This is a genomic window from Pseudoalteromonas sp. Of11M-6 (assembly GCF_022347905.1).
GTDB lineage: Bacteria > Pseudomonadota > Gammaproteobacteria > Enterobacterales > Alteromonadaceae > Pseudoalteromonas.
In genome coordinates, this window is record NZ_JAKRFW010000057.1 from 1 (window position 1) to 14,175 (window position 14,175).

Annotated in this window: 15 protein-coding genes; 11 read left to right on the forward strand and 4 right to left on the reverse strand. The window is 44.7% G+C overall.

Going from position 1 to position 14,175, the window contains the following annotated elements; all coding sequences use genetic code 11:
* The first annotated feature begins 497 nt into the window (after positions 1 to 497).
* From ndk to MHN32_RS20455, 10 genes are all read left to right on the forward strand, one after another.
* On the forward strand, positions 498 to 929 hold the full coding sequence (gene ndk / locus MHN32_RS20410) for a nucleoside-diphosphate kinase (RefSeq protein ID WP_010377338.1): 432 nt from the start codon (positions 498 to 500) through the stop codon (positions 927 to 929).
* Positions 930 to 1,124: 195 nt separating this feature from the next.
* Positions 1,125 to 2,261: a bifunctional tRNA (adenosine(37)-C2)-methyltransferase TrmG/ribosomal RNA large subunit methyltransferase RlmN gene (locus tag MHN32_RS20415; RefSeq protein ID WP_102056140.1), complete on the forward strand. Its 1,137-nt coding sequence runs from the start codon at positions 1,125 to 1,127 to the stop codon at positions 2,259 to 2,261.
* A 144-nt stretch (positions 2,262 to 2,405) separates the two neighbouring features.
* Entirely contained in the window at positions 2,406 to 3,899 is a 1,494-nt protein-coding gene (pilW, locus tag MHN32_RS20420) for a type IV pilus biogenesis/stability protein PilW (RefSeq protein WP_010605670.1), read from the forward strand.
* A gap of 8 nt (positions 3,900 to 3,907) precedes the next feature.
* Positions 3,908 to 4,759, forward strand: coding sequence for a RodZ domain-containing protein (locus MHN32_RS20425; protein ID WP_239422658.1), 852 nt, complete (start codon positions 3,908 to 3,910; stop codon positions 4,757 to 4,759).
* A 5-nt stretch (positions 4,760 to 4,764) separates the two neighbouring features.
* Positions 4,765 to 5,883 (forward strand): flavodoxin-dependent (E)-4-hydroxy-3-methylbut-2-enyl-diphosphate synthase, encoded by a 1,119-nt coding sequence (ispG, locus tag MHN32_RS20430; RefSeq protein ID WP_010377346.1) that lies wholly within the window; start codon positions 4,765 to 4,767, stop codon positions 5,881 to 5,883.
* Between the two features lie 178 nt (positions 5,884 to 6,061).
* Positions 6,062 to 7,339 (forward strand): histidine--tRNA ligase, encoded by a 1,278-nt coding sequence (gene hisS / locus MHN32_RS20435; RefSeq protein WP_239422659.1) that lies wholly within the window; start codon positions 6,062 to 6,064, stop codon positions 7,337 to 7,339.
* 9 nt (positions 7,340 to 7,348) lie between these two features.
* The gene (locus MHN32_RS20440; protein ID WP_010605666.1) at positions 7,349 to 7,966 is read left to right on the forward strand and encodes a tetratricopeptide repeat protein; all 618 of its coding nucleotides are present in this window, start codon (positions 7,349 to 7,351) and stop codon (positions 7,964 to 7,966) included.
* 9 nt (positions 7,967 to 7,975) lie between these two features.
* Complete coding sequence (bamB, locus tag MHN32_RS20445; RefSeq protein ID WP_010605665.1) at positions 7,976 to 9,157, forward strand: outer membrane protein assembly factor BamB; 1,182 nt, start codon at positions 7,976 to 7,978, stop codon at positions 9,155 to 9,157.
* A gap of 74 nt (positions 9,158 to 9,231) precedes the next feature.
* Positions 9,232 to 10,701 carry a ribosome biogenesis GTPase Der gene (gene der / locus MHN32_RS20450; RefSeq protein ID WP_010605664.1) on the forward strand — a complete coding sequence of 490 codons (1,470 nt, stop codon included), beginning with the start codon at positions 9,232 to 9,234 and terminating at the stop codon, positions 10,699 to 10,701.
* A 448-nt stretch (positions 10,702 to 11,149) separates the two neighbouring features.
* Positions 11,150 to 11,536 carry a VOC family protein gene (locus tag MHN32_RS20455; RefSeq protein ID WP_239422660.1) on the forward strand — a complete coding sequence of 129 codons (387 nt, stop codon included), beginning with the start codon at positions 11,150 to 11,152 and terminating at the stop codon, positions 11,534 to 11,536.
* A 43-nt stretch (positions 11,537 to 11,579) separates the two neighbouring features.
* On the opposite strand, the gene MHN32_RS20460 is transcribed toward MHN32_RS20455, so the two are convergent.
* The 4 genes from MHN32_RS20460 to MHN32_RS20475 all read right to left on the reverse strand — a co-directional run bounded on the left by MHN32_RS20460 (position 11,580) and on the right by MHN32_RS20475 (position 13,524).
* Positions 11,580 to 11,936: a DUF2750 domain-containing protein gene (locus MHN32_RS20460; RefSeq protein WP_010605663.1), complete on the reverse strand. Its 357-nt coding sequence runs from the start codon at positions 11,934 to 11,936 to the stop codon at positions 11,580 to 11,582.
* Positions 11,937 to 11,947: 11 nt separating this feature from the next.
* Positions 11,948 to 12,526: a glutathione S-transferase family protein gene (locus tag MHN32_RS20465; RefSeq protein ID WP_019647242.1), complete on the reverse strand. Its 579-nt coding sequence runs from the start codon at positions 12,524 to 12,526 to the stop codon at positions 11,948 to 11,950.
* A 100-nt stretch (positions 12,527 to 12,626) separates the two neighbouring features.
* Complete coding sequence (locus MHN32_RS20470; protein ID WP_010377362.1) at positions 12,627 to 12,908, reverse strand: peptidylprolyl isomerase; 282 nt, start codon at positions 12,906 to 12,908, stop codon at positions 12,627 to 12,629.
* Between the two features lie 64 nt (positions 12,909 to 12,972).
* A complete protein-coding gene (locus MHN32_RS20475; RefSeq protein ID WP_026000907.1) occupies positions 12,973 to 13,524 on the reverse strand; it encodes a glutathione peroxidase in 552 nt (183 codons plus the stop codon).
* Positions 13,525 to 13,591: 67 nt separating this feature from the next.
* On the opposite strand from MHN32_RS20475, the gene MHN32_RS20480 reads away from it, so the two are divergent.
* Entirely contained in the window at positions 13,592 to 14,080 is a 489-nt protein-coding gene (locus MHN32_RS20480; RefSeq protein WP_174170347.1) for a GNAT family N-acetyltransferase, read from the forward strand.
* Positions 14,081 to 14,175 lie beyond the last annotated feature (95 nt).

Genomic DNA, 14,175 nt, shown 5'->3' on the forward strand with positions numbered 1-14,175 from the left:
CTTGCCGCCTAGTAATCTAGGCAAAAGTTGAGCAACAATGAACAAAGCGCACTCAGGTGAACCCAAAGGGCAGCGCTTGATTGGCATTTCTACTGTGTTATCGCCTGACTCACATAGAACAACTATGCTACGCAGGCTCTGCCTTGTATAAATACCAATCAAACTGCTGCAAAAACAAACTTGAAAGATAAACAGGCCCTAATTACGGGTCAGCTGTTGAGTGATTTCGTGTGCTGATTCTAAAAAGCGGCGCAGTATAGAAGAAAGCTAAGTAAGTAATTTTGATGTAGATCAGGTTTTTTGACATTGTGCAAGGAAGGGCAAGAGACCTTACTGTTAAGGCTTCTACTAGCAACTCTGCGCATTTAATCGACAAATAATTCGCCAAATTTTCGTTTCTTCGCAAAGAAAGCGGCGTGAGATAGTAGGTTTTTTCTACCAAAACACGTATAATTCGCGCCCGTTAATATTCACAATAATATTTTGGAGCAAAAAAGATGGCTTTAGAGCGCACTTTTTCAATCATCAAGCCTGATGCTGTAGCTAAAAACCACATCGGTGCTATCTACAACCGTTTTGAGTCTGCTGGTCTTAAAATCGTTGCATCAAAAATGGTTCACCTTTCTCAAGAGAAAGCTGAAGGTTTCTACGCAGAGCACAAAGAGCGTCCTTTCTTTGGTGCACTAGTTTCTTTCATGACTTCTGGTCCAGTAATGGTTCAGGTGCTTGAAGGTGAAGATGCAGTTCGTAAAAACCGCGAAATCATGGGTGCTACTAACCCTGCTGAAGCGCTAGCTGGTACGCTACGTGCTGACTACGCAGACAGCATCGACGAGAACGCAGTACACGGTTCTGACGCGCCAGAGTCTGCTGCTCGCGAAATCGCTTACTTCTTCGCTGAAGAAGAGATCTGCCCACGTACTCGTTAATTCGGGACTTGGTGCCAAAGAAGGGCTTTCGAGCCCTTTTTTTGTCCCGTAGCTAAGTTGAGGGATAAGCGTGCTTTGTAAAGTAATCACACTACTTCACAAAACACGTTACATTATTTGTGATGCTTGCTGCTTTTTTGTACAATGCGTTGTTGGCAATTTAGCTGTTCTTACCGTCTTTAACCGAGGTTGTTCATGACCACTATTGAGAAAAAAATTAACTTACTTGATTTAAATCGCGAGGGGATGCGCGAGTTGTTTGCATCATATGGCGAAAAGCCGTTTCGCGCGGATCAGGTGATGAAATGGATTTATCATTTTGGTATCGATAACTTTGATGATATGAGCAATCTGAACAAAAAGCTGCGTGCGCGTTTGCAAGCTGAGTGTGAGATTAAGGCGCCTGAAATTTCAGTAAAGCAAGAGGCTTCTGACGGTACCATTAAATATGCTCTATTACTTGAGGGTGGCCAAGAAGTTGAAACCGTGTGGATCCCTGAAAAAGACCGAGCGACACTGTGTGTGTCTTCTCAAGTTGGCTGTGCGCTAGAGTGTACTTTTTGCTCAACAGCGCAGCAGGGCTTTAACCGTAACTTAAAAGTGTCTGAGATCATTGGTCAGGTTTGGCGCGTGGCAACCGACATTGGTCTGCATAAAGGCGATAGCACTAAACGTCCAATTACTAACATCGTTATGATGGGTATGGGTGAGCCTCTGTTAAACCTAAATAACGTTGTACCGGCGATGGAACTGATGATGGACGATTGGGCATTTGGTTTATCCAAGCGTCGCGTTACGCTAAGTACATCGGGTGTGGTACCTGCGCTTGATATCTTGAAAGAAAAGATTGATGTGGCACTGGCGATTTCGCTACATGCGCCAAACAATCCACTACGTGATGTACTTGTACCAATCAACAAAAAGTATCCGATTGAAGAGTTCCTAGCAGCATGTCGTCGCTATATTGATGGCTCTAAAGCAAATAAAGATGTCACCATTGAGTACGTGATGCTACAAGACGTGAATGACAGTACAGATCATGCCCATGAGTTGGTGCAAGTTCTCAAAGGCACACCGTCAAAAATTAACTTGATCCCATTTAACCCGTTCCCAGGGAATGAATATGGTCGCTCTAGCAACAGCCGTATCGATAGATTTTCTAAGGTGTTACAAGCTGCAGGACTTACCTGTATCGTTCGTCGTACTCGTGGCGATGACATTGACGCTGCATGTGGACAGCTAGTAGGTGATGTCGTAGATAGAACCAAACGTTTAGCCAAGAAAAAGCAGCGTGACGACAATGCTATTACTGTCAATGTAAGCGCACAATAATATTAAAAATGAGCTGGGTTTACTCAGCTCATTTCATCTTAACCTCAGATAAGTTCTGACTATCTGGTAAAAAAGAGATGAATCTCTTAGCCTTTTGGGTAATATAGGGCACACATAGAACCCAGTGGCATTCAAAGGTGAGTGATGCAATCGCGAAATTATCGCAAAACAGGATTGGCTGCATCCATTCTCGCAGGCGCGAGTTTAGTTCTGTCAGGTTGTGTGACGGAGAGTAGTTATCGCTCCGATGGGCGTCCTGTGGCCGAACAACAAGTCAATAACACCAATGCCGCAAGAACTCGCATTGCGCTTGCACTTCAATATCTCAATTCTGGTAACACCACCTCAGCCAAATTTAACTTAGAGCGTGCATTACAGTTAGCGCCAAAGCTGGCCGAAGCTCATTATACATTAGCGTATTATTACGAACAGGTGGGCGAGCAACAACGTGCTGATAATGCCTATCAGGCGGCTTTGGATATTGAGCCAGATAATCCCGACACACTAAACAACTATGGCACTTTTCTTTGTCGCGTTGGACAGTATGACAAAGCGAGCAAATACTTTTTCAAAGCGATAGAGGTGCCAAGTTATTTGCGGGTATCTGCAAGCTATGAAAACTTAGCCCTATGTGCGTTGAAGCAAAACGAGTATTCCCTTGCCGAGGAATATCTGTTAAATGCGATTAAGCATAACGCTCAGCAAATGTCGTCGCAACTTGCACTCGCGGGCCTGTACTATGCTCGCAGTGATTTCTTAAGAGCAGAAGATGTGCTTGATAATGTTGCCAAGCGTGGATTTATTTCGCCAAGAAGCTTAATGCTTGGGCACCTAGTGCATATGCAAATGGGCCACTTACAAAAAGCGCAAGACATCGCCACGACCTTGGTGCAAAGCTACCCTAAATCTGCACAAGCAGGCCTTATCTTAACGAATAATATCGCTGCAAGTGAATTTGAACGGTTGCGCAATCGCTATCGAGAAGCGCAGTTAAATCAGCTTGCCGAGGCGTCGCCTAATCATATAGTTGCGAATCCAAAAATTAAAATTAAACGTAAGAAAACGCAACCGAATTCAACCCAATCATTCACCGTTGATTCACCCATTGAGGCCAATAATTCTGCGCCTTCGGCAAAACCTGAAGTGGCAAAAAGCACATCTTTAGTGAACGTTAGCTCGGACTCTGAAGCTCGGGTTGAGTTTTATCAACCGGACCCATCGGAAGTCACATTTAGTCCTCGCTCACGTGAGCCTCAAGTGTTAGCGACTACATCATCCAGCAGTTCAAGTGTACCGTTATTAAATCGTGACGTTGCGCCTCCTCAGGTACCTTTTCATACTGTTATTGCAGGTGAAAACCTGTTTAGTATTTCAGTCAAATACGACATTAAAATGGTTGAATTGATGGAATATAATCAAGTGCGGGAATCTGCAAGATTGTACGCAGGTCAAAAGGTGTATCTTAACAATCCCAATGTCGTGCATGAAATTGCGGCGGGAGATACTTTGCTCAGTATTGCCGATCGATATGGTGTGTTGATCGATGAAATTATGCGATGGAATAAACTCACTCCTGATGTGGCGCTGCAAGCAGGCCACGGATTATTAATTGTAGACCCAACAAATTACGTTTTATGAACCAAACAATGAAAGAGCAGGAAGCACCTGAACAAGAGCAGCCTTCACTCGGGCAAACTTTAGCAACGGCGAGACAAAATGCCGGGATCAGCTTTGCTGAAATTGAATCGCGCTTAAAGATGACCCATGCCCAACTTACCAAGCTCGAGCAGGATGACTATCAAGACCTAGGGCCTGAAACCTTTGTGCGTGGCTATATTAAAAATTACGCTGCGCTACTGGATTTGAATCCGACGGAAGTACTGGCTAGATATCAATCTCCGGAGCTGCCGCCACAGAAAAAGCGGATGCAAAGCTTTTCTCGCCGTACTCATAAAGAAGCCCACGATAACCGCCTAATGATGGTGAGCTACATTGTGCTGGCTATCGTACTGGGGTCGTCGGCATTTTGGTTTTGGCAGACCAATAGCTCAGAGCAAGAAGTGGTGCCTGAAACGTCGGTTACTCAGCTTGAAACGCCAGTTGAAAATGTCACAACACCAGCGATGGATGAGCTAGAATTGCCTACTGAGCAAAACAATGACACAACCCCGCAAAGCGAGCCGCAGATGAGTGAAACGGAGGTTTCAGTACCTGTTGAAGCGAAACCGCAAACGGTAAAACGAAACTCGGCATTGAGCACGGTAGTCATGCATTTCAACGAAGAAAGCTGGGTTGAAATGTTTGATGCGACACAAGAACGTGTCGCGTTCGGTGTTAAAAAAGCGGGATATACTATGACAGTTGAAGGTAAGGCCCCTTTTTCTGTTATACTCGGCAAGCATCAGGCCGTAGAGGTCACGCTTGACGGTAAACCAGTGTCTTTGCCTGCGTTTACTAAAAACCGTCTAGCTAAATTCAATTTACCGTTAACAGAGTAGTCAGCATGTTTTCAGAACCACCTATAAAGCGTAGAAAATCAACAAGGATCTATGTCGGTAATGTGCCTATTGGTGATGGCGCACCGATAGCTGTACAGTCTATGACAAACACTAATACTCTAGATGTTGATGCGACGGTGGCACAAATTAGAGCTATCCAAGACGCCGGGGCGGATATTGTCCGTGTTTCTGTGCCGACAATGGATGCAGCTGAAGCATTCAAAAGCATTAAAGAGCAAGTGGATATTCCACTCGTCACAGATATTCACTTCGATTACCGTATTGCATTACAAGTGGCTAAGTATGGTGCCGACTGCTTACGGATAAACCCAGGTAATATTGGCAGTGAAGACCGTATTCGTGCAGTGATTGATGCGGCGGGTGAGCACAACATTCCAATTCGTATTGGCGTGAATGGCGGTTCACTAGAGCGCGATTTGCAAGAAAAGTATGGTGAACCAACACCTGAAGCCTTGCTTGAGTCTGCGATGCGACATGTCGAAATTCTCCAGCGCCATAATTTTGATCAGTTTAAAGTCTCGGTAAAAGCTTCCGACGTGTTCTTAGCCGTTGGCGCTTATCGGTTACTGGCAAAAGAGATTGACCAACCTCTGCACCTTGGGATCACTGAGGCTGGTGGTTTTAGAGCTGGTTCGGTTAAATCGGCAGTTGGTCTAGGTATGCTACTTGCTGAAGGGATTGGTGATACATTACGTGTTTCACTGGCGGCTGATCCGGTGCAAGAAATCAAAGTGGGTTTTGATATTCTAAAGTCGCTGCGAATTCGTTCGCGCGGCATTAATTTTATTGCTTGCCCCAGTTGTTCACGCCAAGAGTTTGATGTAGTGAATACGATGAATCAGCTTGAGGAGCGATTAGAAGATATCGTCACACCAATTTCGGTTTCTGTGATTGGTTGCGTGGTAAATGGCCCTGGCGAAGCACTCGTCAGTGACTTAGGTCTTGCTGGCGCAAATCGCCGTTCAGGCCTTTATATTAATGGCGAGCGCCAAAAGACACGGATTGATAATGATGATATTGTCGCTCAATTAGAGTCTCAGATCCGAGAATATGTAGAGAAAAAAGAAAGCGAAGAAAAAATCGATGTAAAAATCATCGACTGATACCAGCGTAATCGTTAAGATAAGCGAATTTTCGCGCTTTCTCACGGCGTGCTAGACTGCACGACGATAAATGGCATTAAAGAAATAAAACCAATGCGATGAGACTGTTTTAGCGTATTTAGTTAAAGGCTAAAGCAGCAGGAAATCGGTTGGTGACAAATTTAAGTTAGGGTTTTCAGTGACTAAACAACTTCAGGCAATCCGTGGAATGAATGATTGTCTGCCAGGTGACACGCAGGTCTGGCAGAAAGTAGAATCGGTGTTAAGAGACACAGTAGCGGCATTTGGTTATCAAGAGATCCGCTTTCCAGTCGTTGAGTCGACCGATCTATTTAAGCGCTCTATCGGTGAAGTAACCGATATCGTCGAAAAAGAAATGTATACCTTTGATGACCGTAATGGCGATAGCTTAACGCTACGTCCGGAAGGCACAGCAGTGTGCGTCCGTGCGGGTAATCAAAATGGTTTGCTATACAACCAAGAACAGCGCCTTTGGTATATGGGACCTATGTTCCGCCATGAAAGACCGCAAAAAGGCCGTTACCGTCAATTCCATCAATTTGGCGTTGAAACCTTTGGTATGGCAACACCAGATATTGATGCCGAAGTGATCTTATTGACGGCGCGTCTATGGCAGCAATTTGGCATTCAAGACCATGTTACGCTTGAGCTCAATTCTTTGGGGTCAAATGAAGCGCGTGCTGAATATCGTGATGCTCTGATTGCATATCTGGAGCAACACAAAGAAGCGCTTGATGAAGATAGTCTGCGTCGTATGTATAGCAATCCACTGCGTGTGTTGGATAGCAAAAATCCAGAGGTACAAGCTGTACTTGTTGATGCGCCTAAGCTTTCTGAACACTTAGATGATGAATCACGCGAACATTTTGCTAATTTGTGTGAACGTTTAGACGCAGCTGGCGTCGAATACCAAGTTAATGAAAAGCTGGTACGTGGCCTAGATTACTACAACCGCACCGTATTTGAGTGGGTGACGACAAGCTTAGGTTCTCAAGGCACAGTATGTGCTGGCGGCCGCTACGACGGCTTAGTAGAGCAGCTTGGCGGTAAAGCAACACCAGCTGTTGGCTTTGCGATGGGTATCGAGCGTTTAGTCTTGATGCTACAGACGTTGGAGTGTGTGGGCGATATTCGTCGTAATGCAGACGTATACGTTGTTGCGATGGGTGACAAAGCGGCTATTCAAGCTCCAGTGGTTGCACAGCAATTACGAGATGATATTGCTGGCCTTCGCGTGATGGTTCATTGTGGCGGTGGCAACTTCAAGAAACAATTTAAACGTGCAGATAAAAGCGATGCTGTTATTGCGCTCGTGCTAGGCGAAGATGAACTCGCTGAAGGCAAAGTGACAGTGAAGTATCTGCGTGAAGAGAAAGAACAAATCACCTTACCACTTGCAGAAGTAAAAACGCTGTTAGCAGAGCTGGTAGGCTAAGAGGTTAGAATGGAAATTTATTCAACAGAAGAACAACAAGCAGAAGCAATAAAACGATTTTTCCGTGAAAATGGTACAACGATTGTGGTTGGTGCTGTGCTTGGTTTAGGTGGTCTGTATGGCTGGAAAGCGTATAACCAAAGCCAGATCGATAGCGCAGAAGCAGCATCAGAAGCATACACTCAGGTTGTTGAAAGTGATGATGTACTAGCTAAAAGCGACGCTTTTGTTGCTGCAAATGCTGATTCTAACTACGCCGTGTTAGCGGCTTTCGTTGCTGCTAAAGAGGCAATCGACAAAGACGATCTTAAGCTAGCTGCAGAGAAGCTAACTTGGGCGGCTGATAATGTTGCTAACGCTGAGCTAAAAGCAACGGCTTTATTAAGACTTGCACGTGTACAAGCGTCTCAGTCTCAATACGAACAAGCACTGGCAACACTCGCTAAGCCTATGCCTGAAGCGTTTAAGGCTCAGCTTGCTGAGATCCAAGGTGATATTTACCTTGCTCAAGGCGATAAAGATAAAGCTCGAAGTGCTTATCAATCGGCACTAGAAGCAGCGGAAGGCAATAGCAACCCTATGCTGCAAATTAAACTGGATGATCTTGCACAAAAGACAACGGTTTAAGGAGTTGCCATGAAGAAGTTAACGATGGCCTCATTGGCTTTATGTGTTGCAGCACTCACCGCTGGTTGTTCTTCTAGTGATGATGAAGAAGAGTTAAAGCTCCCTGAGATCAACAATCAATTCGACGCCTCTGTGGTTTGGCAAGAAGGGATTGGTGACGGGGTTGAGCACTACTTTTCGCGTTTATCTCCAACAAGCTACCAAAGCACTGTTTTTGCAGCTGCCCGTGAAGGTATAGTGACAGCATTTGATGCACAAACAGGTAAAGAAAAGTGGCAAGTTGATGTTCGTGAGAATACCAACTTTTGGCCATGGGAAGACAGCGACAGTGCGAAGCTGTCAGGTGGGATCACACAAGCTTATGGTAAACTCTATGTTGGCTCTGAACACGGGCAGGTTTTTGCGCTTGACCGTGAAACCGGCGAAATAGTTTGGCGTAAGTCGGTACCAGGTGAAGCGCTGTCAGCGCCAGCTGCAGGCGATGGTCTTCTTTACGTTAACTTAGGTTCAGGCAAGCTGGTTGCGCTACACCCAGATACAGGTGAAGAGCGTTGGCACTATGAGCAAGAAGTCCCTGCGCTGACATTACGTGGTTTAAGCTCACCAACCAGCGCGAATGGTGGCGTATTGGTTGGCGAAGAAAGTGGTAAGTTAACAGCACTTATCGCTGAAAACGGTTTTACCGCATGGAGCTCGGATGTTGCAATTGCAAAAGGGGCTTCTGAGTTTGAACGTTTGGTGGATGTTGATACTAAACCTGTTGTAAGCGGCGCATATGTGTATTCTATCGCCTATAATGGTAAACTAGTCGCCATTGATGTGCGCAGCGGCAATGTAGTGTGGGATCGTGAGTACAGTAGTTACCGAGACCTTACACTCGATCTTGACGTAATTTATTTGGTTGATAGCGATGGCGTACTGTACGCACTAGACAAAAACTCAGGTATTGAACGTTGGACACAACCAGCTCTGCGCGGTTGGTATTTAACCGCTCCAACGGTTGCTGGCAACTATGTAGTGGTTGGCGATCAGGAAGGTAACTTACATTGGCTAGATAAGAGCTCTGGTGAGTTGGTATCGCGTACCGAGTTTGATAGTTCAGGTTTTTTCGTCGAACCGATTGTGGTCGATGGCAAAGTATTTGTTTACACGCGTGATGGTGAACTTAGCGCAGTTCAAATTCCGCAGTAACTTTCTGAATTTTTAGATTTTTTATGGGGCTTCGCTTTTGCGAAGCCTTTTGTTGTTTATAAAAGAGGTAGTCTATGCTTCCTGTGATCGCTCTGGTTGGGCGACCTAATGTGGGTAAATCCACACTGTTTAATCGTTTAACACGTACTCGTGACGCGTTAGTTGCTGACTTTCCGGGTCTGACTCGCGACCGTAAATACGGCCAAGCAAACTATGAAGGCTACGAGTTTATTGTGGTAGACACGGGTGGTATCGATGGCTCTGAAGAAGGCATTGAAACTGAAATGGCCGAGCAGTCGCTGCTTGCAATTGAAGAAGCGGATATTGTGCTATTTTTGGTGGATGCGCGCGCAGGTATGACGGTTGCTGATCAAGCTATCGCGCAGCACCTTCGTAAACAACAGAAGAATTGCTTTGTTGTCGCTAATAAAACGGATGGCATTGATGCTGACTCCAACTGTGCTGAGTTTTACCAGCTGGCGCTTGGTGACGTTCAACAGATCGCCGCTGCGCATGGTCGTGGTGTTACTCAATTATTAGAGTTGACGCTACAACCGATTATCGCTGAACTTACGGCTCAAGATGAAGAGCTTGAGCATGATGATGAAGATATCGCCGAGCTTTACCTTGAAGGTGAAGAAGCCGAAGACGGCAAAACGGGTTTTGAAGACAAGCCTGTTAAACTCGCGATTATCGGTCGTCCAAATGTAGGTAAGTCAACACTAACTAACCGTATTTTAGGTGAAGACCGCGTTATCGTTTACGATATGCCGGGTACAACACGCGATTCAATTTACATTCCAATGACGCGCAATGATAAAGAATACGTGTTAATCGACACCGCCGGTGTACGTAAGCGTAAGAAAGTCAGCGATGTCGTAGAGAAATTCTCGGTTATCAAAACCCTGCAAGCGATTGAAGATGCCAACGTGGTATTGCTCGTTGTAGACGCGCGCGAGGGGATCTCAGATCAAGACTTGAGTCTACTTGGTTTTGCACTAAATGCGGGTCGCTCGTTGGTTATTGCGGTAAACAAATGGGATGGTCTTGATGACTATGTCAAAGAGCGTATCAAAACTGAGCTAGACAGACGCTTGGGCTTTGTTGATTTTGCTCGTTTGCACTTTATTAGCGCATTACATGGTACAGGTGTTGGTCACTTGTTTGAGTCGATTGACGAAGCTTATGAATCAGCGACTAAGCGAGTAAGTACGGCAATGTTACGTCGTATTATGGATATGGCTCAGGCGGATCACCAGCCACCATTGGTTCGTGGACGCCGTGTGAAGCTTAAGTACGCACACGCAGGTGGTTATAACCCGCCGCGTATTGTTATCCACGGCAATATGGTGCATGAACTGCCAGATAGCTATAAGCGCTATTTGATGAACTACTATCGTAAAGCGCTTAACGTAATGGGTACGCCGATTAAGATTGAATTCCGTGAAGGGGATAACCCTTACGCTGGTCGTTCAAACAAAATGACGCTCTCACAAAAGCGTAAGCTTCGCGCATTCGCAAAAGAAAACCGCAATAAGTCGTAAGGCTTTTTGCGGGAATTGTAGCTCGACACTATCTGGTGGGTGTGTCGAGCTAAACATAAGTTCCCTACCTATCCAACTAACTCCTTTTCCACATTCGACTATATTTAACTTTAACCCTGAACTCTCTCGCTTTGTTTTACCTTGCCCAACATTTGTGCTTAAGTTATATATAACCTGAGCTTCGGATAATTAATGCCTTTCTAGCAGCTAGTTTCAGCGCTAACTTTGTTGAATTTACTTCCAATAGCCAGCTATTGGTGCGTAAATCCGCCTTGCCTACAGGATGTAGGTACCAGGGCGGTAGCAGGACGCGAGAGCGGAGTTATCCCTAAAACTCTCTGGCTAGACAAGTATATGGTTTAGACAAGCTTGAAAAATAAAGAGGTAGCTCATTTCTTACCCAAAACTCAGGTTAAGTTACATTAGGTTTATTGATAGTGAGGCTTAGGTGTTTGCTAAAACGGTGATTTATGTAGAAAGTGTTGAGGAAGTGCTGGATTTTTACTATCAAGCATTTGGCTTGAGCACTTTTGATATGACCGATGAAGGGGATTATGGTGAGTTAGACACAGGAGAAGTGAAACTCGCCTTTGCCAGCCATCCATTAGCCCAATCACAATTTAGGCAAGACTATATTCGTTGCCATCCTAAACAGCCTGCACTTGGGTTTGAAATTACCATCAGCTGTGAAAATGTCCCTGAAGGCTATGATAAGGCGGTAGCCGCAGGGGCTGAGCCATTAAGCTCACCAAACCAAAAGGGCAGAGTAACACAAGCTTATGTAAGAGCCATTGAAGGGACTTTAATTGCTTTGGTGTCAAAGCCGGGTGAATAGCGGCACTCACGAAGGATGAGCGCCACTTTGATGCGGTGTGCTTTTATTCGATATCGACAAGTAGTCTAGCAAGACCAACGGGCTCGATTTCAACACAAACGTTGTCATCATTCCAGTTTAGACCAACGAGTGCATCATCTTCTTTTAGGTCGAGTACCCATTCGTCAAGAAAACTTTCAACATCAATACTCATCGGTGAAAACTCACTCCACTCGTCGCGACATTGAGCTTGCGCTTTTTCTTCACTATCCCACAGCAATAACACATCTGTCTCGTCAAACTGGTTAGAGTCAACCACAACCATGCCACCGTCATCAGAGCTAAGTGCCCAAACGCTTTCAGTATTTTTTACTTGCTCAATAAACTCACTGACTTCTGAGCCAATTTCTTCTTCATTCATCATAGGTGTTCTCAATTTCGTGGATCAGTTTGCTGGGCGATTGCTTGGCTTTGCCAACGGCCATGAAATGCCATTAGGTTGGTGTAATCGCTCAGGTCGACGAGTTCTCTAAATAGAACCCAATCAATAAGGCAGTATAAACTGATTTGGAGATAATCACAGTGTAAAAACTCTTCTGTCACACACTCTTCATTGAGATAGTGCAGGGTATGACCAATTCGTTCCCGCTGTAGATTAAAAAATAGTTTATCTTGTTCAATATCAAAACCTGAGCGCTTGCTAAGTAACAGTTCTACCAAAGAATCATTACAGGCATTGATAAGGATCAGCCAATTTTCTTGATCCCAACTGGGAAATGGAAGTTGATGTTTTTCACGGAGATAGCGAACAATCAGATTGGAATCACAAATAAGTTGTGCATCGTCAATTAAAAATGGGATCTTACGGGCAGGATTATGGCGAATAAGTTCGTCATGGCCTGCTTCGGAAAATATATCTATATGCTGGTAGCTCATTGGGAGCTGTTTAGCCGCGGCCCACATTCTAATTCGACGGGCGTATGGACTGGTGTTCGAACCGATAAGTTTCATGCCATCATTCCTTCAACTAAGTATCTTTTCGCTCATTTAGTAAATGTAGCGAGTTGGTATTAAGGAATGATGGCGAAGTGATTAACTTTTCGCAAGCGAATTAATCGCTACGACTGGTTACCTCAAGCAAGTGAAAACCAAACTGCGTTTGCACTGGCCCTTGTACTTGATTGATTGGGGCTGAAAAAACCACTTTATCGAATTCAGGCACCATCATGCCTGGTCCGAACTCACCTAGCGCACCACCATCTTGGCCCGACGGGCAATTGGAGTACTGCTTTGCGATTTCTGCGAAATCTTCCCCTGCTGCAATGCGTTCTTTGAGCTCCATGCATTGCGCTTCACTATCTACTAGGATGTGTCTTGCACTAGCGATTGCCATAATTTCTCCGATGATTATTTATTATTCATACTTTATTCTAATCTAGGTACGTTAAAAAATCAGCTTATCTAGGCAAGAGTTTTTCAATTTCGCTAGTGAGTTCGTCAGACATAGGTTTAGTGCGGCTGTTAAAGCGCTTGATTGTTTTCCGATCAGCTGACACTAAGTATTTGTAAAAATTCCAATTTGGAGAGCTTGTTACTTCATTCAAGTGTTGGAAAATGGGGTTGGCATCCGAGCCTCGAACTTCCGATGTCGCAAACATATTGAAGGTTACACCGTAGTTGATAAAGCATACTTTTGCAGTTTCCTTTTCGTCGTCTTCTTCTTGGAAAAAGTCATCAGAGGGAAAACCAAGTACAACAAGGCCTTTATCTTGATATTTTTGATGTAGTTGCTCAAGCCCTTCAAACTGACCTGTAAATCCACAGTTACTGGCTGTATTTACGATGAGAAGCGGTTTGTCTTTAAATTCACATAGATTAAGTGAGTCATCAGAACGCAGTTTTCGCAGCTCAACATTGGTAAAATCATCACAGCTGGATGTCTTTGCATACGCGTTACTCGAGATTAGGAAACCGAGCGCTAAGCTCAGAATCGAAAGACTTTTTATCATCAGTGCTTTCCTTTTATTTATGTTATCTCTTATGATACGAAAATATTCGTTACCTTGATCAGCTTTCATGAATATTAGACTCGCTAAACCGCATGACCTTTGCGCCATAGTTGCCATTTACAACGAAACGATACCGAGCCGCCAAGTCACAGCGGATACGGAGCCCGTAAGCGTAGCACAAAAGCAAAGTTGGTTCGCCGCACATACGCAAAATCGCCCAATTTATGTGGTAGAGCTGGCGGAAAAGGTGATAGCGTGGATAAGCTTTAGCAGTTTTTATGGACGTCCTGCCTACGATGGTACGGCTGAAGTGAGTATCTATCTTGCAAAAGCCGCACAAGGCCAAGGGTTAGGTAGTAAACTCATGGATTTTGCAGAGCAGCAAGCGCCGACCCTGTTTATTACAACGTTACTTGGCTTTATTTTTTCTCATAATCTCCCCAGTATCCGCTTGTTTGAAAAACACGGTTATAAAAAGTGGGGAGAATTACCCAACGTCGCGGTCATGGATGGTAATCACTATAGCTTGACGATTTTGGGCAAATCTCTCGCATAGCTTTATACGCCGTTGCTCTTTGCTGTTTGAATTTTTTTCGCTGCGTGAATTAGACCGCGGCGTCAAACATATCAAAATAGTGCTATTTTTTAGCG

Excerpts from the sequence above, each read along its gene's own strand:
- ispG (WP_010377346.1), top strand. The coding sequence starts at position 4,765 with ATGTTTTCAGAACCACCTATAAAGCGTAGAAAATCAACAAGGATCTAT.
- MHN32_RS20480 (WP_174170347.1), top strand. The coding sequence starts at position 13,592 with ATGAATATTAGACTCGCTAAACCGCATGACCTTTGCGCCATAGTTGCC.
- MHN32_RS20470 (WP_010377362.1), bottom strand. The coding sequence starts at position 12,908 with ATGGCAATCGCTAGTGCAAGACACATCCTAGTAGATAGTGAAGCGCAA.
- ndk (WP_010377338.1), top strand. The coding sequence starts at position 498 with ATGGCTTTAGAGCGCACTTTTTCAATCATCAAGCCTGATGCTGTAGCT.
- MHN32_RS20460 (WP_010605663.1), bottom strand. The coding sequence starts at position 11,936 with ATGAATGAAGAAGAAATTGGCTCAGAAGTCAGTGAGTTTATTGAGCAA.
- MHN32_RS20440 (WP_010605666.1), top strand. The coding sequence starts at position 7,349 with ATGGAAATTTATTCAACAGAAGAACAACAAGCAGAAGCAATAAAACGA.
- MHN32_RS20465 (WP_019647242.1), bottom strand. The coding sequence starts at position 12,526 with ATGAAACTTATCGGTTCGAACACCAGTCCATACGCCCGTCGAATTAGA.
- bamB (WP_010605665.1), top strand. The coding sequence starts at position 7,976 with ATGAAGAAGTTAACGATGGCCTCATTGGCTTTATGTGTTGCAGCACTC.
- MHN32_RS20475 (WP_026000907.1), bottom strand. The coding sequence starts at position 13,524 with ATGATAAAAAGTCTTTCGATTCTGAGCTTAGCGCTCGGTTTCCTAATC.
- der (WP_010605664.1), top strand. The coding sequence starts at position 9,232 with ATGCTTCCTGTGATCGCTCTGGTTGGGCGACCTAATGTGGGTAAATCC.
- MHN32_RS20425 (WP_239422658.1), top strand. The coding sequence starts at position 3,908 with ATGAAAGAGCAGGAAGCACCTGAACAAGAGCAGCCTTCACTCGGGCAA.
- MHN32_RS20415 (WP_102056140.1), top strand. The coding sequence starts at position 1,125 with ATGACCACTATTGAGAAAAAAATTAACTTACTTGATTTAAATCGCGAG.
- pilW (WP_010605670.1), top strand. The coding sequence starts at position 2,406 with ATGCAATCGCGAAATTATCGCAAAACAGGATTGGCTGCATCCATTCTC.